Origin of the sequence: Pseudomonas anuradhapurensis (assembly GCF_014269225.2) — a bacterium.
Taxonomy (GTDB): Bacteria; Pseudomonadota; Gammaproteobacteria; order Pseudomonadales; family Pseudomonadaceae; genus Aquipseudomonas; species Aquipseudomonas anuradhapurensis.
The window spans coordinates 1,939,170-1,960,380 of the sequence record NZ_CP077097.1; the positions used below are offsets into that span (position 1 = coordinate 1,939,170).

Below are 21,211 nucleotides of genomic sequence, written 5' to 3' on the forward strand. Positions count from 1 at the left end.
GCGCTTCCCCCACAGGCGCTTGATACACATCAAGCATAGTCACTGGCGTCGCCCGTCGCCGCCGGTATAATCGCCAACCCTGCCTGGCCTTGTGGTTGCACGCTCATGTCCCTGATCCCCGAAATCGACGCCTTTCTTGGTTGCCCGACGCCAGATGCCTGGATCGCAGCGGCGCTGGCCGACCAGGAAACCCTGCTGATCGACCACAAGAATTGCGAATTCAAGGCCGCCAGCACCGCGTTGAGCCTGATCGCCAAGTACAACACGCACCTCGACCTGATCAACATGATGTCGCGCCTAGCCCGCGAGGAGCTGGTGCACCACGAGCAGGTGCTGCGCCTGATGAAACGTCGTGGCGTGCCACTGCGCCCGGTGTCGGCGGGGCGCTATGCGTCGGGGCTGCGGCGGCTGGTGCGTGCCCACGAGCCGGTCAAGCTGGTGGATACGCTGGTGGTGGGGGCGTTCATCGAGGCGCGCAGCTGCGAGCGTTTTGCCGCGCTGGTGCCGCACCTGGACGAGGAACTGGGCCGTTTCTACCACGGCCTGCTGAAAAGCGAAGCGCGCCACTACCAGGGTTACCTGAAACTGGCGCATCACTACGGCGATGCGGCGGACATCGCCCGCCGGGTAGAACTGGTCCGTGCAGCGGAAGTCGAGCTGATCCAGTCACCGGATCAGGAACTGCGCTTCCACAGTGGTATCCCGCTGGCGCAGGCCGCCTGATCGAACCAGGCGGCCACGGCGTCAGTGACGCCGGCCCAGCAGCAGGCCGACCAGCAGGCCCAGGCCTGCGGAAACCGCCACGGTCTGCCACGGGTGGCCACCGATGTAGTCCTCGGTGGCCTCTACCACCGGTTGCGCCCTGTCGCGCATCCTGTTGGCAGCCTGGCGCGCCTGACGCAGTTTCAACTGCACCTGCGCACGCAAGGTTTCCGCCTCGTCACCTACCAGGGCAGCGCTGTCGTTCAGCAGCCGTTCCGATTCCTCGATCAGCGCCTGCAGTTCGCTGAATACCTGGTCCTTGATCTGATCGCTGTCGGCCGGTGCGGCAGGTTTGCGGGCCATGAACTCGTCCTCGTCGATGGTTGTTGGAGCAATGGATACCGCTGCGCCAGAAAAGTTGCTTCGGCGTGCGGTCTGGGTGTTGGTGTAAGATAGCCGCCATTTACCAGCAAGCGGGTGATTCATGAGTTTCAATCTGGCCAACATGAGCTTCGAGGAACGGGCACAGATCGAGGCAGAGAAGGCACGGTTGTTCGAGCTGTGGCAGAACAACCTGGGCAAGGCCAAGGGCGAAGCGGCGCGGCTGATCGCCGAAAAGCCGCGGCGCAAGGGTAAGTGGGCCGAGTGGGTGCGTGCCGAGCTGGATGGCATGTCGCCGCCGGAATACGCCAACATGGTGCGCAGCGAAGTCAACAAACTGATGGCCGCCGCCAGCGCCAACCGTTGAGCCCCTTGCCTGGCGGCTACCAGTAGCCGCCGCTGGGCAGGTCCAGCTTGCCCTCGTCGGTAAAGCGCACGGTCCCCAGCGGCCCACCGGCCAGCTTGCCGCGTAATCTGTAAGGCAGGCCCTGCAGCGCGTTCACCTGGCCCAACCCATAGGCCTGGCGCAGGAACGCGAATGCCGTGATGCTCACCGGCACCACGATCACCGCTTCGGCATAGCGGCCAATGTGCCCTTGCTGGTCACTGACGCCAGCGGCCAGCGGTTGGCCGTTCACCTCAAGGTTCAGGGCAATGCCGTTGTAATCGATCGGCGTTTCATTAGGGTTTTGCACGCGCATTTTCACGGCCATGCGCAGCTCCAGTTCCTGCCCGGGCAGCGGCTCGATGCCGATCACGCTGATATTGACCGGGTCGCGTGGCTGGAACAGGGCACAAGCCCCTGGGCCGCAGGCCAGCAGCAGGATCAGCAACAGGCGGGTGTAGCGATAAAGACGGGCAGTCATGGGCGGACGACCTTGCCGGAGTGAGCGGTGGGTCAGTGTGGCAAATGCGCGACGGCGTTGAAAGTGGCGGTGCAGATGAAAGATACTGTTTCTCATTAACGTCCGCTAATTCCTCCTACTGGCCGTAACTGATCCCATGCTGACCTCACCCGTGTCGGGCCTGTTGACGAGTTTCCAGGAACACTACGACGACCTGCTGCAGTTCTTGACCCGGCGCATGAGCGACCGCCAACGCGCGGCCGACGTGGCGCAGGAAACCTACCTCAAGCTGGTGAATATCGATCAGCAGGCTGTACCGGTGCTGCACGCGCGGCGTTTCATCTTCCGTGTGGCCGGCAACCTGGCAATCGATGCCTTGCGGCGCGAACAGCGCATTGCCGCCAGCCACGAGCACAGCGAGGGCGCCGACGAGGTGGCCTGCCCGGGGCCAGCGCCGGAGGCGGCATTGCTGGCCCGGGAGCGTTTGCAGATCCTCGACCAGGCGCTGCTGCAGCTGTCCGACAACGCTCGTCAGGCGCTGTTGCTCAACCGCATCGAGGGCCTGACCCAGGCGCAGGTGGCACAACGGCTGGGCGTTTCCGAAAGCATGGTGGCCAAGTATATCGGCCAGGCCCTGCGCCATTGCCGCGACCGCCTCAAGCAGGCGGGGCTGGCTGCGGCGCTGGTGCTGGCCGTTGCCGTGGCGGGTTGGCAGCAGGCACCGGTGCTGCTGGCGGATTACCACACCGGGGTAGGGCAGCGGCAGGTCATCAGCCTGGCCGACGGCTCGCGGGTGACGCTGAACAGCGCCAGTGCCCTGCGCGTGGTGTTCAATGAGCATGAGCGGCGCGTGGTGCTGGAGGCCGGGGAGGCCTTGTTCGAGACCACGGACGATGCACGGCCGTTTGTGGTCGATAGCGCAGGCGAGCGCGTGCAGGGCAGCGCGGCCACCTTCAGCGTGCGCCGTGATGGCCATGTGGTGCTGGCGCGAGGCGCAGCCAAGGTCGGCGAGCATGCACTGCCCGTCGCAGCCGATGCCGGCGCGCAGATGGCCTGGCAGCGCGGCAAGCTGATCTTCAACGGCAGGCCGCTGGGGCAGGTGCTGGCGGAGCTGGAGCGCTACCGGCATGGGCGGATCGTGTTGTCGGACAGCAAGCTGGCGGCGCTGGAGGTCAGTGGGGTGTTCGACCTGGATGAGCCGCAAGCGCTGTTGCAGACCCTAGAGCAGCGCTATGGCTTGCGGGTCACCTACTTGCCCTGGCTGGCCGTGGTTTATTGATCCGTCGATACCGGCCTTTTCGCGGCTGCAGCCGCTCCTGCAGGGGCTGCATGGCCTTGCGGACCTGTGCGGTACTGGTGGGAGCGGGTTCAGCCGCGAAGCGCTCGGCACGGGCAGAATGAAAATTTTTTTCATTTGCCACTGCAAGTTCCGGGAGGCCAGATCGTCGTAGGGGGACTGATCAGCAACTCATTCTCATTTACGACTTGTCTGGAAGCTCACCCGTGCCTCTGATGTTCAAGCCCATGTTCCGCCGCCGCGTCCCTCTTCACCATGCCCTGGTCTCCTGCAGTGCCCTGGCCATGCTGCTCGGCCCACTGCAGGCTGGCGCCGCGAGCGCTGCCGAACAGGCCCAGGTCCAGGCGCGCCAGGTCCAGCTGGACTTGCCAGCGCAACCTTTGGATCAGGCCCTGACCACCTTCGCCGACCAGGCCGATCTGCACCTGTTGTACACCACCAGCGACGTCGCCGGGCGAGCCAGCCCAGCCTTGCAGGGGCGTTACAGCGTCGAGCAGGCCCTGCAGCAACTGCTGGCCGCCAGCGGCATGCGCTGGCACTTCAGCGACGCCCGCACGGTCACCCTGCACAAGGCCGAAAGTGCACCGCAGGCCGTCAACCTCAAGCCGATCGAAGTCAGCGTGGCCTCGCGCACCAGCACCGCGATCAGCGAAATCCCCGGCACCGTCTGGGTCGTCGACCAGCAGCAACTGCGCGAGCAGATCGACAGCGGCGTCAGCTTGAAGGAAGCCATCGGCAAACTGGTGCCAGGCCTCGACCTGGCGCCAGAAGGGCGCACCAACTATGGCCAGAACATGCGCGGGCGCAACGTACTGGTAATGATCGACGGGGTCAGCCAGAACAGCTCGCGCGGCCTGTCGCGCCAGTTCGACAGCATTTCGCCGTTCAACGTCGAGCGGGTCGAGGTGTTGTCCGGAGCCAGCGCCATCTACGGCGGCGGCGCCACTGGCGGCATCATCAACATCGTGACCAAGAAGGGTGAACCGGGCCCGGCACGCTTCGAGACCCAGCTTGGCGCCAGCAGCGGCTTCAACAACAGCGACGACCTGTCCACCCGTATCGCCCAGTCGATCAGTGGCGGCAACGAGCGGGTCAACGCCCGCCTGGGGATCTCCGGCGAGCAGAACGAAGCCTTCTACGACGGCGCGGGCGAGCAGATCTTCATCGACAACACCCAGACCGACCTGCAGTACAACCGCACTGTCGACGTGCTCGGTACCCTCGGGCTGCAACTGAGTGACCAGCAGAGCCTCGACCTGCTGGCCCAGTACTATGACTCGGGTAGCCATGGCAGTACCGGTATCTACTTCCCCAACCTCAACTACAACGCCCCGTCCGACCTCGAAGACGCCGAGTTGCGCAGTGGCTACTCGTCGGGCCTGGAGCCGCGTACCCGGCGCCTGCTGCTCAACGCCAACTACCACCACACTGATGTGCTGGGCCAGGATTTCTACCTGCAGGCCTCGTACCGCAAGGAAAACGACAACTTCTACCCGTTCCCGTACTACAACCGCGCCACCCCCACGGGCTCGCGCGGGGTGTACTTTGCCGCCTCGCAGCAGAACTTCGAGGTCACCAGCCTCAAGGGCCTGTTCGCCAAGCAGTGGGACACGCTGAAGCTGACGTATGGTGTCGATCTGGACCATGAGCGTTTCAATGCCCAGCAGACCACTTTCAACGCCCAGACTTCTTCCGAGTCGGGCGGCCTGGAGCTGGACAAGGACAGTAAGGCCGCGCGCTACCCCAGCTATCAGGTCGACGGTGTATCGATCTACGCCCAGCTGGACTGGCATGCCAGCGACAACCTGACCCTGTCCAGCGGCGCCCGGCGCCAGCAGATGGACGTGGACGTCAGCGACTTCAAGGGTGTGCCGGGCGGCAGCAACGACTACCAGGTCAACCTGTTCAACGTTGGAGCCATCTACGACTTCAAGAACGGTCACCAGGTGTGGACCAACTACGGCGAAGGCTTCGACCTGCCCGACCCGGCCAAGTACTACGGCAAGCCCGGCCTGAGTGTCGCCGACAACCCGCTGGCCGGTATCAAGAGCCGCCAGGTGGAGCTGGGCTGGCGTTATGCCGACCTGGACTGGGATGCCCAGGCGGCGCTGTACTACATCTGGTCGGACAAGATCATCAACGTCGATTCGCAGACCCTGACCATCGATGTGGAAGAGCAGAAGAGCCGTGACTTCGGTTTCGAAGGTGCGCTGACCCGTCACTTCCAGAGTGGCTGGGAAACCGGCGGCACGTTGCACCTGACCCGTTCCGAACAAGAGGATGCCGATGGCGACTGGATCAAGCGGGATGCCCGCTATGCCTCGCTGTCCAAGGCCACCGCGTTCGTCGGCTGGAAGGGTGACGGCCGGACGGCGCGCTTGCAGGCCAACCACGCGTTCAGCTTGAAGGACGATGCCGACCACGAGATCGACGGCTACACCACCTTCGACCTGCTGGGTAGCCAGGACACCGGCTTCGGCACCTTCAGCGCCGGCATCCAGAACCTGCTGGACAAGCAGTACAGCACGGTCTGGGGGCAGCGCGCGACGCTGTTCTATTCGCCGACCTACGGGCCAGCCTACCTGTATGACTACCAGGGGCGTGGGCGCACCTACACCCTGACCTGGAGCATGGCTTACTAACTCTGTCCCAGGGTGGAATTGCCCCTGGCAGGAGCGGCCTTGTGTCGCGATGGGCCACAAAGCGGCCCCGGCCACAGCTGTGGCGTCCGAAATCGTGGGGGTGCTTCGCACCCCTTTCGCGACACAAGGCCGCTCCTACCGGTACAGCGTCAACCCGAAGCCGGCGCGGTTCACACCTGTAGGAGCGGATTTATCCGCGATGCAGGCGCTGCGGTGGATGGCACCGGCTGCGCCGGTGATCGCGGCCGAAGCCACTCCAACAGATTCCGCGCCAGGGCCGTACCTGGGGGCAAGCTCGCGATGCGGCCGGTTCAGGCAAACGCCGCCAGCAAATCCTGCGCAAATGCCTGCTGTGCCTCGCCAACCCCCTGCGCCCGATGCCGGGCCAGGGTAAACGGCACGACGAAATCCAGCCGCGAATCCAACGCCCATAACAGCCCCTCGGCCTCCCAGGTCTGCGCGTAATGACGGGGCAGGTAACCGATGTGCCGCCCCGACAGGACAAACGTCAGCACGCTCTCGATCTGTTCCGCGACCGCCATGCTGCGCCGGCTCTGGAACGGTTCGCCGCCCTTGAGAAACCGGTACGGATGGCGCACCTGGTCCATTTCCAGCAAGCGCTCGTGCGTCACCCCCGTTACGCCGAACAGCACATGCCCGGCGCCGCAATACAGCCGCTGCCGCTCCTCGAACAGCGGCTGGTAATCGAACGCCGCCTGGTTACCGGAGAAATAGCTGATGGCGTAGTCCAGCCGCTGCTCCAGCAACAGCCGCTCCAGCTCCGCCGGCGGCGCACTGATCAGCTCCAGCTGCACCGCCTCGGCACGCCGGCGAAACGCCGCGATGGCCGCTGCCAGGCGCAGGTTCACCGCCTTGTCCTGATTCTCTGCCATGCCGACCCGAACCGTCCCCAACAGCCGCCCGGCAACGCCATTGGCCTGCTGGCGGAAGCGCTCGACGTCCAGCAGCAGGTCACGCGTGGCGTCCAGCAGTAACGCACCTTTTTCGGTCAGGGCAAAACCGCCCTTGCCCCGGCTGCACAGGCGGTAGCCCAAGCGCGTTTCCAGCTGCGCCATGCGCTGGCTGATGGTGGGTTGGCTCAGGCCCAGCACGCCCTGGGCAGCGCTGAAGCCACCGGCCTCGACTACAGTGACGAACAGCCGCAGCAGGTGCAGGTCGAGGTCGTGCAGTTGTCCGAGCATTACATTGCTCCTGATGAATGTCAGCTTTGCAAACTTGCCATTCCTGCAATGTAACCCGGCTGGCATGCTCGCGGCATCCACCCACTTGCCGAGGTGTCCGCCATGCATCGCTCGTTGTGCCTGCTGTCTCTGCTCCTGGCCTTGCCACTGCAGGCCGAGGAAAAGGTTGTCAATCTGTACAGCTGGGCCGACTACGTCGCCCCGCAAACCCTGCAGCGCTTCGAGCAGGAAACCGGCTACAAGGTGCGCTACGACACCTTCGACACCACCGAGGTGCTGGAAACCAAGCTGCTGACCGGTGGCAGTGGCTACGACGTGGTGGTGCCGTCTTCCAGCGTACTGGCCCGGGCGCTGAAGGCCAATGCCTTGCAGCCGCTCGACGCCCAGGCCATGCCCGGCTATGCCAACCTCGACCCGGACCTGCTGGCCAAGCTCGCCGAAGCCGACCCCGGCAACCGCCATGCCGTGCCCTACACCTGGGGCACCCTGGGCCTGGGGGTGAATGTCGAAGCGGTACGCCAGCGCCTGGGCGATGTGCCGCTGGACAGCCTTGACCTGTTGTTCAAGCCCGAGTACGCCAGCCGCCTCAAGGACTGTGGCATCGCCATGCCCGACTCGCCGCAGGAAGTGATCGGCGTCGCCCTGAACTACCTGGGCAAGGACCCCTACAGCCAAAGCAAGGGCGACTTGGCGGCGGCGCAACAGCTGTTGAGCCAGTTGCAGCCTTCGATCAGCTACGTTGCCAATGGCCGGCAGATCAGCGACCTGGCGAACGGCAGCGTGTGCCTGGCATTGACCTACAACGGCGATGCAGCGATGGCCGCCGACCAGGCGCGCCGCGCCGGCAAGCCGTTCGAGCTGGTCTACCGCATCCCCCGCGAGGGGACGCTGGTCTGGCAGGACAACCTGGTCATCCCCAGGGACGCCCCGCACCCCGAAGCGGCGCGGGCGTTCATTGCCTTCATGCTCAAGCCCGAGTCGGTCGCCGCGCTGACCAATACGCTGTTCTTCGCCAACGCCAACCAGGCAGCCACGCCGCTGGTGGACGAAGCGGTGCGCAATGACCCGGACATCTACCCGCCGCAGGCGCTACGCCAGCGGCTGTATGCCGACCGCAGCATGGCCCTGGCCGACCTGCGCCAGCGCAACCGCCTGTGGACCGCCTTCCGCAGCCGCCAGTAACCGATGATGAACAGGAGCCCGACCGTGGAGCACGCTGCAAACAATGACCAAGCCATGACCCGCGACAGCCTGTACGGCACCGCCGCGGAAAGTACCTACGCCGGTATCACCAGTTTTTCCCGCCGCCGTTACAGCCGTGACCTGCGTGGCGTCGATGTGGTCGTCAGCGGGGTGCCGTTCGATACGGCTACCAGCAACCGCCCCGGCGCGCGCTTTGGCCCGCGGGCGATCCGCGCCGCCTCGGTGCAGCAGGCCTGGGCCCGGCATTGGCCGTGGGCGTTCGATCCGTTCGATCACCTGGCGGTGATCGATTACGGCGATTGCGCCTTCGACAGTGGCACGCCGCAATCGGTACCGGACAGCATCGAGGCGCATGCGGCGCATATCCTGGAGGCGGGCTGCGCCATGCTCACCCTGGGCGGCGACCATTTCATCAGCTACCCGTTGCTCAAGGCCCACGCGCGGCGCCACGGCCCGCTGGCGCTGATCCACTTCGATGCACACAGCGACACCTGGCCGGACGAGGAGGGCCAGCGCATCGACCATGGCACCATGTTCTGGCATGCCGCTCGCGAAGGCCTGGTAGACCCGGCCTGTTCGGTACAGATTGGCCTGCGCACCACCAATGACGACAGCCAGGACTTTGCCATCCTTGATGCCCGCCAGGTGCACCGCCAGGGCAGCGAGGCGGTGATTGGGGCGATTCGCCAGCGGGTGGGCGAACGACCGGTGTACCTGACCTTCGATATCGACTGCCTCGACCCGGCCTACGCGCCCGGTACCGGCACGCCGGTGTGCGGCGGGCTGAGCACGCTGCAGGCGCTGGAGATCCTCGGTGGCTTGCGCGGTATCAACCTGGTCGGCATGGACCTGGTGGAGGTGGCACCGGCCTATGACCACGCCGACATCACCGCGCTGGCGGGGGCCACCCTGGCGATGGAGATGCTGTGCCTGTATGCCGCACGGCACAAGGTGCAGGCCCCGTAATCAGCGCCGAGGCGAACGGTTCCCCTGTAGGAGCGGCCTTGTGTCGCGAAGGGCTGCGCAGCAGCCCCCGAAGCCCATACTGAAACATCAGGAATCATCTCCACCCGCATTCACACTTTTGCCGCGAACCCTTCGCGCCGTAGGCTATCAAAGCCACCAGGCGCGGCTTTTTCGTACAGGAGGTGAAGCATGACCCCAACCTTGCCCATCCTGGCACTCGGCCTGGCGCTGTCTCTGCCTGCGCAGGCCGCAGCCGAGCCACCGGTGCAAATCGCCGCCAGCAACAACACCCCCTACAACAGCCCGGTCCAGCGCGCCAACCCCAACAGCCGCCAGGGCAGCATGCCGGCCACGCCGCCGCTGCGTGGCCCGTCCACCGAGCCTTCCCCGCGCCCACCCACGCTGGATAATCGTGGCATTGGCAACGGCGACAATCTGCGTCGCCAGCAACAGACCCCGAACCTGGAACCCACCCGGCCGCCCCGCGACAACCCGCGCGCGCCGTGAGCCAAGTACGCAAAGGAATCCTGCATGCGCCAAGCAACCTGGCTTGTCACCGTCACTGCCGCCGCACTGCTGCCGCTGTTGGCGCAGGCGGCGGACGAACAGCAGTTGCGCAGTGAAGAAGGCAGCTTGACCGTCAATACCGTAGCCGATGGCCTGCGCCACCCGTGGGCCCTGGCGTTTCTGCCGGGCGGCAAGGACATGCTGGTCACCGAGCGTGCCGGTAACCTGCGGCTGGTCAACGCCGAAGGCAAGGTCGGCGCACCGATCAGCGGCGTGCCCAAGGTCTGGGCCGAGGGCCAGGGCGGCCTGCTGGATGTGGTGCTGTCCCCGGACTTCGCCAAGGACCGCACCGTCTACCTGTCCTATGCCGAGGAAGGCAGTGATGGCAAGGCTGGTACTGCAGTGGGCCGTGGCCAGTTGTCCAGCGACCGTGCCCGGCTGGAAAATTTCACCGTGATCTTCCGCCAGCAGCCCAAGCTGTCGGTCGGCAACCACTTCGGCTCGCGCCTGGTGTTCGACCGCGACGGCTACCTGTTCATCACCCTCGGCGAGAACAACCAGCGCCCGACCGCCCAGGACCTGGACAAGCTGCAAGGCAAGATCGTGCGCATCCTGCCAGACGGTGAGGTGCCCAGGGACAACCCCTTCGTTGGCCGGGACAATGTGCGGCCGGAGATCTGGTCGTATGGCCACCGCAATCCGCAAGGCGCCGCGCTCAACCCCTGGACCGGCAAGCTCTGGACCCACGAGCACGGCCCGCGTGGCGGCGACGAGATCAACATCCCCAAGCCTGGCAAGAACTACGGTTGGCCGCTGGCGACCCATGGCATCAACTACTCGCTGCTGCCTATTCCCGAGGCCGAGGGCAAGCACGTGGACGGAATGGTCGACCCACAGCATGTCTGGGAGCAGTCGCCGGGGGTCAGCGGCATGGCGTTCTACGACAGCCCGACGTTCAAGGCGTGGGACCACAACCTGTTCATTGGCGCGCTGGCCACCCAGGAGCTGATCCGTCTGCAGCTGGATGGCGACAAGGTAGTGCATGAAGAGCGGCTGCTGGGGGAGCTGAAGGCGCGTATCCGCGATGTACGGGTGGGGCCGGACGGCTACCTGTATGTACTGACCGATGACAAGGATGGCGCGCTGCTCAAGGTAGGCCTGGGCGACGCTTGATCACCACTGCTGCACGCGGCCCCTGTGGGAGCGGGCGTGCCCGCGAAGCAGGCGCCGCGGTGGATGGCACGGGCTTCGCCCGTGTTCGCGGGCACGCCCGCTCCCACAGGGATCGCGGCAGCCTTTTGAATTCATATAAGACCGTTGTTTCCACAAGGTCCGCGGTATGGCAGCCGTGTAGAATGCCGCATGGCTATCGATCCCCACTCCCTCTACCAGCAGGCCCTGACCACCCAGGGCTATGTCGCCGACCCGGCCCAGGCCCGTGCCGTCGAGGCTTTGCAGGCCTGCTTCCAGGCTGTCGAACAAGGCCGCGCCAGCCTCGGCATCTACCTCTGGGGCCCGGTCGGCCGTGGCAAGACCTGGCTGATGGACCAGTTTCACCGGTGCCTGCAGGTTCCCAGTCGGCGCCAGCACTTCCACCATTTCATGGCCTGGGTCCACCAGCGCCTGTTCCAGCTTAACGGCACCGCAGACCCGCTGCTGGCGCTGGCCCGGGAGCTGGCCGGGCAGATCCGCGTGCTGTGCTTCGACGAGCTGTTCGTCAACGACATCGGTGACGCGATCATCCTCGGTCGCCTGTTCCAGGTGCTGTTCGAACAGGGCGTGGTCATCGTCGCCACCTCCAACCAGCCACCCGAACAGCTGTATCGCGACGGCTTCAACCGAGAGCGTTTCCTGCCCGCCATCGCCGCCATCCAGCGGCACATGCAGGTACTGCCGGTAGCCGGCGAGCAGGACCATCGCCTGCACCCCGGCGCCGCCCGCCAGCGTTACTGGGTGGCGCAGGCGGGGCAGGCCAGCCAGCTGGATGAAGTGTTCCGCCAGCTCAGCCCGAGCGACGCGGGCGATGACCAGCCCTTGGCTCTGGGGGCCAGGCAGGTGCAGGTGGTGCGGCGCAGCCAGCAGGCTATCTGGTGCCGCTTCAGCGACTTGTGTGAACAACCGCTGGCGGCCATGGAGTTCATGGCCCTGTGCGACCGTTTCCCGGCCATCCTGGTATCGGGCGTTCCGGCGCTCGGCGGTGAGCAGCGGGCCGGGCGCATCGCCCGTGGCACCGAGGACGGCGCGCAGCGGGTGGCGGCGGGCGAGCGCGAACTGCCAGCGCTCTCACCCAAGGATGATGCGGTGCGCCGCTTCATTGCCCTGGTCGACGAATGCTACGACCGCCGGGTGGCGTTGTACCTGGAAGCGCAGGTGCCTCTCGATGCCCTCTACACTCAAGGGTATCTGGCGTTCCCGTACCAACGGACCCTGAGCCGGCTACGGGAGATGCAACTGCAACGCTTCGCCTGAAAAGGAGGGTAGCCATGGAGCCGTTGTCGCATTACCTGCTGACCCAGGCCTACAACAATGGCTGGGCCAACCACCGCCTGTACAAGGCCTGCCTGCAACTGACCCAGGATGAATTCGTCGCCCCGCGCTGCAGCTTTTTCCCGTCCATCAAGGCCACCCTCAACCACCTGCTGACGGTGGACTGGTTCTACCTGCACATGCTCGAATGCGAGCAACGTGGGGAGTTGCCCGACGCCGATGGCGAGCGCTTCTTCGCGCCGGAACAGCCGTTCGCCACCTGTACCGACCTGCAGGCCGAGCAGGCCCAGGCCGATCACCGGCTGATCACCTATTGTCGTGGCTTGCGAGATGACGAACTGGGGCGCTATGTGAACATCGTGCGGCCCGACCGGGTGCAGCGCGAGCAACGCTTGCGCCTGCTGGCACACCTGTTCGAGCACCAGGTGCATCACCGCGGGCAGGTGCACGCGATGCTCAGCGACACGGCCATCCGGCCGCCGCAGCTGGACGAGTTTTTCTGCGAGGAAGAGGCTGGCTTGCGGGCAAGTGATTTTGCCGAACTGGGCTGGACCGAGGCGCAAATCTGGAAAGGTTAGGGGGCCGCTTTGCGGCCCTTCGCGGGCTGGCAGAGCAGCCCCTCGACTACCGGCTCATTTGTCCAGCCACTCGACCAGCGTCCGGTTGAACCGCACCGGCTCTTCGATCTGCGGCGCATGGCCCATGCCTTCGAAGGTGATCAGCTCGCCCTTGGGCATCAGCTTGGCCACCTGCGGCCCCAGCACGGCGTACTTGCCCAGCCTGGCCTTCACTTCCGGCGGCGCGATATCACTGCCGATGGCCGTGCTGTCCTGGTCGCCGATCAGCAGCAGGGTCGGCATCTGCAGGTCCTTGAACTCGTAATACACCGGCTGGGTGAAGATCATGTCGTAGATCAGTGCCGAGTTCCACGCCACCGCTTCATGTCCCGGCCCCTTGTTGAGGCCGACCAGCATCTGTACCCAGCGCTCGTACTCCGGCTTCCAGCGCCCGGCGTAGTAGGTCTTGCGCTCATATTCGCGCACGCCGTCGGCATCCAGCTTGAGCTCACGGGCATACCACTGGTCAACCGTGCGGTAGGGCACGCCCAGCGCTTTCCAGTCTTCCAGGCCGATAGGGTTGACCAGCGCCAGGCGTTGCACCTGTTGCGGGTACATCAGCGCGTAGCGGGTGGCGAGCATGCCGCCGGTGGAATGGCCAAGCACCACGGCCTGCTTCACGCCCAACTGTTCGAGCAGGGCATGGGTGTTGCTCGCCAGTTGCTGGAAGCTGTACTGGTAATGCGCCGGCTTGCTGGCGCTGCAGAAGCCGACCTGGTCGGGGGCGATAACCCGGTAGCCGGCCTTGCTCAGGGCGTCGATGGTGGTTTCCCATGTGGCGGCGCAGAAGTTCTTGCCGTGCATCAGCACCACGCTGCGGCCGTTGGCCTGGCCTTGGGCAGGCACGTCCATGTATCCCATCTGCAGGGCCTGGCCCTGGGACTGGAAATCGAAATGCCTGAGTGGGTACGGGTAGCTGAAGCCTTCGAGCTGGGGGCCGTAGGTGGGCGACTCGGCGGCGATGGCCGGGCTGCCGGCAAGGCAGGCCAGGGCCAGGGCGGTTGCGCGCAGCATGGGGGCACTCCGTGTAGGGCCAGGTAGGAAGAGGCGACTGTAACAGTCGATGGACCACACGGAGCGCGAAAGGTGTTACCAGGCATGAAACCTGTCAGGCTGGTTTTTCGCCAGTTGTATCAGTGCCGGCGCGGGTAGCCGGCATCAGTAGTTGGCGACCACGGTGTCCTTGCCATCCTGGGTCACGCCGATGACCTGGTAGGCATCCTTGTGGTCACCCATTTCCATGCCCGGCGAGCCCATCGGCATGCCCGGCACGGCCAGGCCCTTGAGGTCGTTGCGCTTGGCCAGCAGGCGTACCTGCTCGGCCGGCACGTGGCCTTCGACGAACTTGCCGTCGATCACCCCGGTGTGGCAGGACGCCAGGCGCGGCGCCACGCCCAGGCGTTGCTTGACCGCGCTCATGTTGGGCTCGACGTGGTCGTTGACGGTGAAGCCGTTGTCACGCAGGTGGCTGATCCAGGCTTTGCAACAGCCGCAATTGGGGTCGCGGTACACGTCGATGGTCTCGGCGGCCTGTGCCAGGCCGGTCACGGCCAGCAGGCCCAGGGTCAGCAGGTGTTTGCGCAGCATGGGAAGCACTCCTTCCAGCGGTAGGTCAGCCGCTTAGTGTAAGCGGCCTGCACGATGTTCGCCCCTGGCAGCTGTCAGGCAGCTGAGACGCACATTACAGGATTGTCAGCTGGCCACCTCGTCACTGCCGAGGTCGCGCATCAGCAGGGCGTAGCCGAGGGCCACCTGCTCGGGAATCGGCAGGTACACCACATGGCCGTCACCTGGCGCCACCTCGATCGGCTGCTGCTGTCGGTCGCACAAGCGGTGCAGGTCGAAGTGGTAGTTGCCGCGCGGCGTCATCAGCTCCAGGTGGTCGCCCACCGCGAAGCGGTTTTTCACCCGGACTTCGGCCAGGCCGTCGACACGCGCCCCGGTCAGCTCGCCCACGAACTGCTGGCGCTCGGATACCGAGTTGCCGCGCTGGTAGTTCTGGTATTCGTCGTGCACATGGCGGCGCAGGAAGCCCTCGGTGTAGCCACGTTGTGCCAACGACTCGAGGTTGTCCATCAGTGCGCGGTCGAACGGCCGCCCGGCCACCGCGTCGTTGATAGCCTGGCGGTATGCCTGTACGGCGCGCGCGCAGTAGAAGTGCGACTTGGTACGACCCTCGATCTTCAGCGAGTGCACCCCTATGCCGGTCAGGCGAGCAACATGCTGGATGGCGCGCAGGTCCTTGGCATTCATGATGTAGGTGCCGTGTTCGTCCTCGAACGCAGGCATTTCGCTGCCGGGGCGGTTGCTCTCCCGGAGCAGGAACAGCTGGTCGGTCGGTGCACCCAGGCCCAGGGTCGGTTGTACTTCGCGCACGATGTCGCCGGTCGCATTCTCGGTGGCGGGCGTGGCGTCGTACTTCCAGCGGCAGGCGTTGGTGCAGGTGCCCTGGTTGGCATCGCGCTTGTTGAGGTAGCCCGACAGCAGGCAACGCCCGGAATAAGCCATGCACAGGGCGCCATGGACGAACACCTCCAGCTCCATGTCCGGCACTTGCTGGCGGATTTCCTCGATTTCTTCGAGCGACAGCTCGCGCGACAGGATTACCCGGCTCAGGCCCAGCTGCTGCCAGAACTGCACGCTGGCCCAGTTGACCGTATTGGCCTGCACCGACAGGTGCACCGGCATTTGCGGGAAATGCTGGCGCACCAGCATGATCAGGCCCGGGTCGGACATGATCAGCGCGTCCGGCGCCATCTCGATCACCGGCGCCAGGTCCTTGAGGAAAGTCTTCAGCTTGGCATTGTGTGGGGCGATGTTGACCACCACGTAGAAGCGCTTGCCCAGGGCGTGCGCTTCCTGGATGCCCAGTGCCAGGTTGGCATGGTCGAACTCGTTGTTGCGCACCCGCAAGCTGTAGCGCGGCTGGCCGGCGTAGACCGCGTCGGCGCCATAGGCAAAGGCATAGCGCATGGTCTTGAGGGTGCCGGCGGGGGCCAGCAGTTCGGGCTTGGCGGTAGGGTTCATGTGCGCACCGGGGCAAAAGGCGCGGATGCTAGTGCTCACGGACATTGCGGGTATTGATTTGCATCAAGGAAAGCGTGGCACTTTTACCCACGCGGTATGCACTAATATCCCAGAAGCCACGCGAGGACAGGCGATGAACGAAACCGCTTTACAGAACCGAGCCCTGGCAGTGCTCCTGGCGCTGGTGACCATTGCCTTCGTGTGGATCCTGCTGCCTTACTATGGCGCGGTGTTCTGGGCGGTAATACTCGGCATCCTGTTCGCCCCGTTGCAGCGCCACCTGTTGATGCGCTTCGGGCGTCGACGCAACCTGGCTGCGGCCACGACCCTGCTGGTTTGCCTGCTGGTGGCGGTGCTGCCGGTCATCATCACCAGTGCCCTGCTGGTACAGGAGGGCGCCGTGCTGTACCAGCGCATCGAGAGCGGGCAACTGGATATCGCCGGCTATGTCGAGCGCGGCAAGGACATGCTGCCGACCTTCGCCCAGCGCGGCCTGGACAGCATGGGCATGGGTAACCTGGACGGGCTGCGCGACAAGATCAGCAAGTGGGCGACCCAGGGTAGCCAGGTGCTGGCCAGCCGGGCGTTCAGCTTTGGCCAGGGCACGTTCGAGTTCGTGGTCAGCTTTGGCGTCATGATGTACCTGTTGTTCTTCTTCCTGCGCGAAGGCGCGGAGGTCGCTCGCCGGGTACGGCTGGCGGTACCACTGCCCGAGCAGCAGAAGCGCCGCCTGCAGTTGAAGTTCAACCGCGTGGTGCGGGCGACGGTGAAAGGCAATGTGCTGGTGGCCATTACCCAGGGGGCGCTGGGTGGTTTCATTTTCTGGGTGCTGGATATTCCCAGTGCGCTGGTGTGGGCGGTGCTGATGGCGTTTCTGTCACTGCTGCCGGCAGTGGGCGCGGGCATCGTGTGGGCGCCGGTGGCGGCGTATTTCCTGCTGACCGGGGCGATACTGCCGGGGGTGATCCTGACTGCGTTCGGGGTATTGGTGATCGGCCTGGTGGACAACCTGCTGCGACCGATCCTGGTGGGCAAGGATACGCGCATGCCGGATTACCTGATCCTGGTGTCGACCCTGGGCGGGCTGGCCGTGTTCGGCCTCAACGGTTTTGTCATCGGGCCGTTGATCGCGGCGCTGTTCGTGTCGAGCTGGGCGATCTTCGCCGCGACCAAGCCACAGGTGCAATTGCCGGAGTAGGGGGAGGGGCCGCAGCGCGGCCCCGATGAAGGTTCAGGATGCCTGCGGCATCTCGCCCTTGGCCAGGCGCCGGTTGATATCGGCGATCACTTCGGGCAATTCGTTGATCGTGTCGATCAGGTAATGCGGACGGGAGCCGGCGAACAGCGTGTGGATGCGCTGGCGTTCGCTTTCCAGCTTCTCGGCGCTCAGCGCGCGGTAGCCTTCCCAGGTCAGCCCCAGGGCATTGCCCGAGCACACCAGGGCCACGGTCCACATGCCGGCCCGGCGGCCCTCGAGAATGCCCGGCACGGTGTCGTCGACCTTCACGCAGGCCGCCACATCGTCGATACCCAGCGCGATCACGTTGGCCAGGGCCTGGGCCGGCCAGGGGCGGCCGTTCGGGGTTTCGTCGGTGGCCACCACATGGTCGGCCACGTAGCCGTTCTGCGCGGCCAACTCCACCACCTTGTCCATCACCACCTTCGGGTAGCCCGAGCACGAGCCGATCTTCAGGCCAACCTTGCGCAGACCGGTGAGGGTCTCCAGGGCGCCGGGGATCAGCGCCGAGTGCACGGCGATCTTCTCGATCTGCAGCGGCATGAAGCGGTTGTAGATGGCGGTGACATCATCGTCGGTCGGGGTGCGACCGAACACCTTGCGGTAGCGCTCGGCGATTTCCGGCACATCGCACAGGGTGCGGATGTGGTCCCACTTGCCCATGCCCATCGGGCCGCGGGCTTCTTCGATGGAAACCTGCACATCGAATTCGGCGAAGGCTTCGACAAAGATCTGGGTCGGGGCGAAGGAGCCGAAATCGACCACGGTACCGGCCCAGTCGAGAATGGCGGCCTGCAGCCGGGTAGGGTTGCTGTAGTTCATGTGCGCTGATTCCTGGATTGGGGTGGGCAAAGGGTCAGACGTGCAGTACTTCCATTTCCCGCAGCACTTCGGCCACGGCATTCACGGCGGCTTGCATACCGTCCGCGCCGACCACGCCAATGCAGCCGACGCGGAAGGTTTCCACCTGGGTCAGCTTGCCCGGGTAAAGGATGAAGCCCTTGGCCTTGACCCGCTCGTAGAAGTCCTTGAACTGATAGCGAGCATCGTTCGGCGCATGGAAGGTGACTATGATCGGCGCCTGGATCTCGGCTGGCAGGAAGCTGCGCAGGCCGATCGCGGCCATGCCGTCGAGCAGGGTCTTGCAGTTGTCGGCGTAGCGTCGATGACGCGCTGGCAGGCCACCTTCCTCGTGGTACTGCTGCAGCGCTTCATGCAACGCGGCCACCACATGGGTTGGCGGGGTGAAGCGCCACTGGCCGGTCCTGGCCATGTAGGCATGCTGGTCGTGCAGGTCCATGGCCAGCGAGTGGGCATTGCCTTCGGCGGCGGCCAGGGCGGCTTTTTCGGCAAATACGAAGCCCATGCCGGGTACGCCTTCCAGGCATTTGCCGGAGGCGGCGATCAGCGCCTCGAAGGGGATTTCGCGGGCATCGATCGGCAGTGCGCCGAACGAGCTCATGGCATCGATGATCAGGCGTTTGCCGTGGCCTTTGACCACCTCGGCGATCTCGCGCAGCGGGTTGAGGATACCGGTGCTGGTTTCGCAGTGAATCAGCGCGACATGGCTGATGGCCGGGTCGGCGGCCAGCAGGCGCTCGACATCGGCAGCGGTGGTCGGTTGGTCTTCTGCGGTTTCGAAGGTGCTGAAGGCGCGGCCGAGCACTTGGCAGATCTTCGCCAGGCGCTGGCCATAGGCGCCGTTGATCAGTACCAGGACTTTGCCGTCACGTGGCACCAGGGTACCGATGGCGGCTTCCACGGCGAAGGTGCCGCTGCCCTGCAGGGGGACACAGTGATGGCTGGCGCTGCCATCGATGATCGCCAGCAGCTGCTCGCACACGCTGGCGGTCAGCTGGTTGAAGTCGCGGTCCCATGAACCCCAGTCCACCAGCATGGCTTGGCGGGTGCGCATCGATGTGGTCAGGGGGCCGGGAGTCAGCAGAATCGGGGTGATGCTCATGCCGTTATTCCTCGCAAGCGGTGGGCTGAAACTGGTGGGCCTAGGTTGCAATTCGGGCTTCTATCAATCAAATTGTTTGTTGTTATCCGAGCTATAAGTCAGGCCGATACGTATGAACCTGTTCCAGTTGCGCGCGTTCGATGCGGTCGCCCGTGAGGGCAGTTTTACCCGTGCTGCGGCGCGCCTGTTCATCAGCCAGCCGGCGGTGACCGGGCACGTGAAAGCACTGGAGGAGCACTACCAGGTCACCTTGCTGCGGCGTACTGCGCGGCGGGTGGAGTTGACCGAAGAGGGCACCCGCCTGGCGGCTATCACCCGCGCCATGTTCAGCCTGGCCGAAGAGGCGCAGGTCATGCTCGAGGCCAACCGCCAGCTGCTGACCGGGCGCCTGGAAGTGGCGGCCGACGGCCCGCACCGGGTCATGCCGATGTTGGCACTGTTGCGCGAGCGCTACCCGGGTATTACGGTCAACCTGCGTCTGGGCAACGCCCAGGAAACCCTCGCAGCACTGCTTGGCGAGCACGCCGATGTGGCGGTGCTGACCGAGATCGGGCCGCGCAAGGGCCTGTACCTGCAGAACCTGTGCGAGTCGCGGCTGTGTGCCTTGCTGCCGGCCGGGCATGCCTGGGCCTGCGGCGAGGGTGACCTGCCGCTGGCGGCGCTGCATCAGCAGATCATGGTGCTGCGCGAGCCGAATTCCACCACTCGGCGTACCTTCGACAAGGCGTGCAGCCAGGCGGCTGTGCAGCCTCGGGTATTGCTGGAGCTGGACAGCCGCGAAGCGGTGACCGAGGCCGTGGCCTGCGAACTGGGTATCGGCGTGGTGTCGTCGACCGAGGTGGCCAATGACCCACGGGTAGTGGCACGGCCCCTGGCCGGTCGCGGGCTGGTCAACCAGCACTTGGTCGGTTGCCTGGAGCGCCGCCGTGAGTTGCGCCTGATCCAGGCCTTCCTCGGCCTGGTTGCGGGGCTGTGATGGCTGTTTTGAATGGGGCGGCCTAAGATGGCTGGAACTGAGCGGACACGACGGTCGATGAGCGAAAAAGACACCATTTCCATGCAACTGGTGCGTGAAGCACTGCTGCAGACCTGCCCCGCTGGCGAGCCCGACAGCGGCCTGCTGGCCAGGGCCGGCATCGCCGTGGAGCAATTGCACCTGCCAGAAGCCCGCGTCAGCGCCGAAGCCTATGCCCGGCTCTGGCGCTTGCTGACGCGGCGCTGCAACGACGAATTCTTCGCCATGGACCCACGTGGCCTGCGTAGCGGCAGCCTGGCCTTCATGTGCCGGGCCAGCATGGCCCAGCCGACACTGGGTGCTGGCCTGGAAACGGCGCTGGCGTTCCTCTCGCTGATGCTCGAAGACCTGCAGCCCAGCCTGGTGCGCCAGCAGAGCCTGGCCGAGATCGTCATCAACGAACCGCGTGACGCGCCGCGCCGGGCCTTCACCTATTTCACCTTCTGGATGATCGTGCATGGCCTGGCCTGCTGGCTGGCCGGGCGGCGCATTCCGATCCTAGCCATCGACCTGCGCTGCAGCGAGCCGCCCTTTTGTGATGATTACCGGGTGATGTTCTCGGAAAACCTGCAGTTCCAGCGCCCGCGCACGCGCATGATCATTGCCGCTGACAGTCTTGACCTGCCGATCAGGCGCACGCCCGAGGAGCTGCAACGCTTTCTCGCCGAGGCCCCGGGCAACATTCTGGTCAAGTACCGCGACCCGGCCAGCTTCGCTCGGCGTCTGCGTCATGACTTGCTGCACCAGGCGCCCGGGCAGTGGCCCGATGGCGACAGCCTGGCCCGGCAACTGTGCCTGTCGCCGTCGACGCTGCGCCGGCGCCTTGCCGAAGAGGGGCAGACCTACCAGGGGCTCAAGGACAGTGTGCGGCGGGAGCTGGCAATTGCCTGGCTGAGCGGAGAGGAGGCTGGGCTGGGCGAGATTGCCGAGCGTCTGGGTTTTGCAGACAACAGTTCGTTCTACAAGGCATTTCGCAAGTGGTTCGGCTGCAACCCCGGGCATTACCGCGCACTGATCCAGGCCCGCGCCCCGGGGCGCTGAGGGGCGAGTATCGCTGTCCGACGGTAGCGCCCGGAGGCTTTGGAACACTTCCCTCTGCGTTGTGTCGCGGCGCTTGTAC

At 65.2% G+C, this 21,211-nt stretch carries 21 protein-coding genes; 13 read left to right on the plus strand and 8 right to left on the minus strand.

The features are described 5' to 3' along the window. Positions 1-105 precede the first annotated feature (105 nt). Entirely contained in the window at positions 106-723 is a 618-nt protein-coding gene (locus HU763_RS08990; RefSeq protein ID WP_170029136.1) for a MiaE family protein, read from the plus strand. A 21-nt stretch (positions 724-744) separates the two neighbouring features. On the opposite strand, the gene HU763_RS08995 is transcribed toward HU763_RS08990, so the two are convergent. Then, positions 745-1,065 (minus strand): ElaB/YgaM/YqjD family protein, encoded by a 321-nt coding sequence (locus HU763_RS08995; protein ID WP_170029137.1) that lies wholly within the window; start codon positions 1,063-1,065, stop codon positions 745-747. Between the two features lie 121 nt (positions 1,066-1,186). On the opposite strand from HU763_RS08995, the gene HU763_RS09000 reads away from it, so the two are divergent. After that, a complete protein-coding gene (locus HU763_RS09000; protein WP_025338356.1) occupies positions 1,187-1,450 on the plus strand; it encodes a hypothetical protein in 264 nt (87 codons plus the stop codon). Between the two features lie 16 nt (positions 1,451-1,466). On the opposite strand, the gene HU763_RS09005 is transcribed toward HU763_RS09000, so the two are convergent. Beyond that, positions 1,467-1,949: an LEA/WHy family protein gene (locus HU763_RS09005; protein WP_170029138.1), complete on the minus strand. Its 483-nt coding sequence runs from the start codon at positions 1,947-1,949 to the stop codon at positions 1,467-1,469. A gap of 136 nt (positions 1,950-2,085) precedes the next feature. Between HU763_RS09005 and HU763_RS09010 the strand changes: the two genes are divergently transcribed. Together HU763_RS09010 and HU763_RS09015 are read left to right on the plus strand one after the other, a co-directional pair. Beyond that, positions 2,086-3,207, plus strand: a complete 1,122-nt coding sequence (locus HU763_RS09010) for a sigma-70 family RNA polymerase sigma factor (protein WP_170029139.1) — start codon at positions 2,086-2,088, stop codon at positions 3,205-3,207. Positions 3,208-3,440: 233 nt separating this feature from the next. Beyond that, a complete protein-coding gene (locus HU763_RS09015) occupies positions 3,441-5,867 on the plus strand; it encodes a TonB-dependent receptor (protein ID WP_186690106.1) in 2,427 nt (808 codons plus the stop codon). 311 nt (positions 5,868-6,178) lie between these two features. On the opposite strand, the gene HU763_RS09020 is transcribed toward HU763_RS09015, so the two are convergent. Beyond that, positions 6,179-7,069: a LysR family transcriptional regulator gene (locus tag HU763_RS09020; RefSeq protein ID WP_186690061.1), complete on the minus strand. Its 891-nt coding sequence runs from the start codon at positions 7,067-7,069 to the stop codon at positions 6,179-6,181. Between the two features lie 102 nt (positions 7,070-7,171). Here HU763_RS09020 and HU763_RS09025 point away from each other — a divergent pair, with 102 nt between their 5' ends. The 6 genes from HU763_RS09025 to HU763_RS09050 all read left to right on the plus strand — a co-directional run bounded on the left by HU763_RS09025 (position 7,172) and on the right by HU763_RS09050 (position 12,810). Continuing rightward, positions 7,172-8,251 carry a polyamine ABC transporter substrate-binding protein gene (locus HU763_RS09025; RefSeq protein WP_186690060.1) on the plus strand — a complete coding sequence of 360 codons (1,080 nt, stop codon included), beginning with the start codon at positions 7,172-7,174 and terminating at the stop codon, positions 8,249-8,251. A 24-nt stretch (positions 8,252-8,275) separates the two neighbouring features. Further along, a complete protein-coding gene (gene speB, locus HU763_RS09030; RefSeq protein WP_186690059.1) occupies positions 8,276-9,238 on the plus strand; it encodes an agmatinase in 963 nt (320 codons plus the stop codon). A 189-nt stretch (positions 9,239-9,427) separates the two neighbouring features. Next, a complete protein-coding gene (locus HU763_RS09035) occupies positions 9,428-9,745 on the plus strand; it encodes a hypothetical protein (RefSeq protein ID WP_186690058.1) in 318 nt (105 codons plus the stop codon). Between the two features lie 24 nt (positions 9,746-9,769). Continuing rightward, positions 9,770-10,918, plus strand: a complete 1,149-nt coding sequence (locus HU763_RS09040) for a PQQ-dependent sugar dehydrogenase (protein WP_186690057.1) — start codon at positions 9,770-9,772, stop codon at positions 10,916-10,918. 189 nt (positions 10,919-11,107) lie between these two features. Then, positions 11,108-12,214 carry a cell division protein ZapE gene (zapE, locus tag HU763_RS09045; RefSeq protein WP_186690054.1) on the plus strand — a complete coding sequence of 369 codons (1,107 nt, stop codon included), beginning with the start codon at positions 11,108-11,110 and terminating at the stop codon, positions 12,212-12,214. A 14-nt stretch (positions 12,215-12,228) separates the two neighbouring features. Next, positions 12,229-12,810, plus strand: a complete 582-nt coding sequence (locus HU763_RS09050; protein ID WP_186690052.1) for a DinB family protein — start codon at positions 12,229-12,231, stop codon at positions 12,808-12,810. A gap of 54 nt (positions 12,811-12,864) precedes the next feature. Here HU763_RS09050 and HU763_RS09055 read toward each other — a convergent pair whose 3' ends face one another. From HU763_RS09055 to trhP, 3 genes are all read right to left on the minus strand, one after another. Continuing rightward, entirely contained in the window at positions 12,865-13,863 is a 999-nt protein-coding gene (locus HU763_RS09055; RefSeq protein ID WP_186690050.1) for an alpha/beta fold hydrolase, read from the minus strand. Positions 13,864-14,007: 144 nt separating this feature from the next. Continuing rightward, positions 14,008-14,436 carry a DUF411 domain-containing protein gene (locus tag HU763_RS09060; RefSeq protein ID WP_085625662.1) on the minus strand — a complete coding sequence of 143 codons (429 nt, stop codon included), beginning with the start codon at positions 14,434-14,436 and terminating at the stop codon, positions 14,008-14,010. 105 nt (positions 14,437-14,541) lie between these two features. Further along, positions 14,542-15,876: a prephenate-dependent tRNA uridine(34) hydroxylase TrhP gene (trhP, locus tag HU763_RS09065; RefSeq protein WP_186690048.1), complete on the minus strand. Its 1,335-nt coding sequence runs from the start codon at positions 15,874-15,876 to the stop codon at positions 14,542-14,544. Between the two features lie 133 nt (positions 15,877-16,009). On the opposite strand from trhP, the gene HU763_RS09070 reads away from it, so the two are divergent. Further along, entirely contained in the window at positions 16,010-17,074 is a 1,065-nt protein-coding gene (locus tag HU763_RS09070) for an AI-2E family transporter (RefSeq protein ID WP_186690046.1), read from the plus strand. Between the two features lie 33 nt (positions 17,075-17,107). On the opposite strand, the gene phnX is transcribed toward HU763_RS09070, so the two are convergent. Then, positions 17,108-17,935, minus strand: a complete 828-nt coding sequence (gene phnX / locus HU763_RS09075; protein ID WP_186690044.1) for a phosphonoacetaldehyde hydrolase — start codon at positions 17,933-17,935, stop codon at positions 17,108-17,110. Positions 17,936-17,969: 34 nt separating this feature from the next. Next, complete coding sequence (locus HU763_RS09080; protein ID WP_186690042.1) at positions 17,970-19,076, minus strand: 2-aminoethylphosphonate--pyruvate transaminase; 1,107 nt, start codon at positions 19,074-19,076, stop codon at positions 17,970-17,972. Between the two features lie 112 nt (positions 19,077-19,188). On the opposite strand from HU763_RS09080, the gene HU763_RS09085 reads away from it, so the two are divergent. Beyond that, a complete protein-coding gene (locus tag HU763_RS09085; protein WP_186690040.1) occupies positions 19,189-20,052 on the plus strand; it encodes a LysR substrate-binding domain-containing protein in 864 nt (287 codons plus the stop codon). 57 nt (positions 20,053-20,109) lie between these two features. Next, a complete protein-coding gene (locus HU763_RS09090; RefSeq protein WP_170029154.1) occupies positions 20,110-21,132 on the plus strand; it encodes an AraC family transcriptional regulator in 1,023 nt (340 codons plus the stop codon). Positions 21,133-21,211 lie beyond the last annotated feature (79 nt).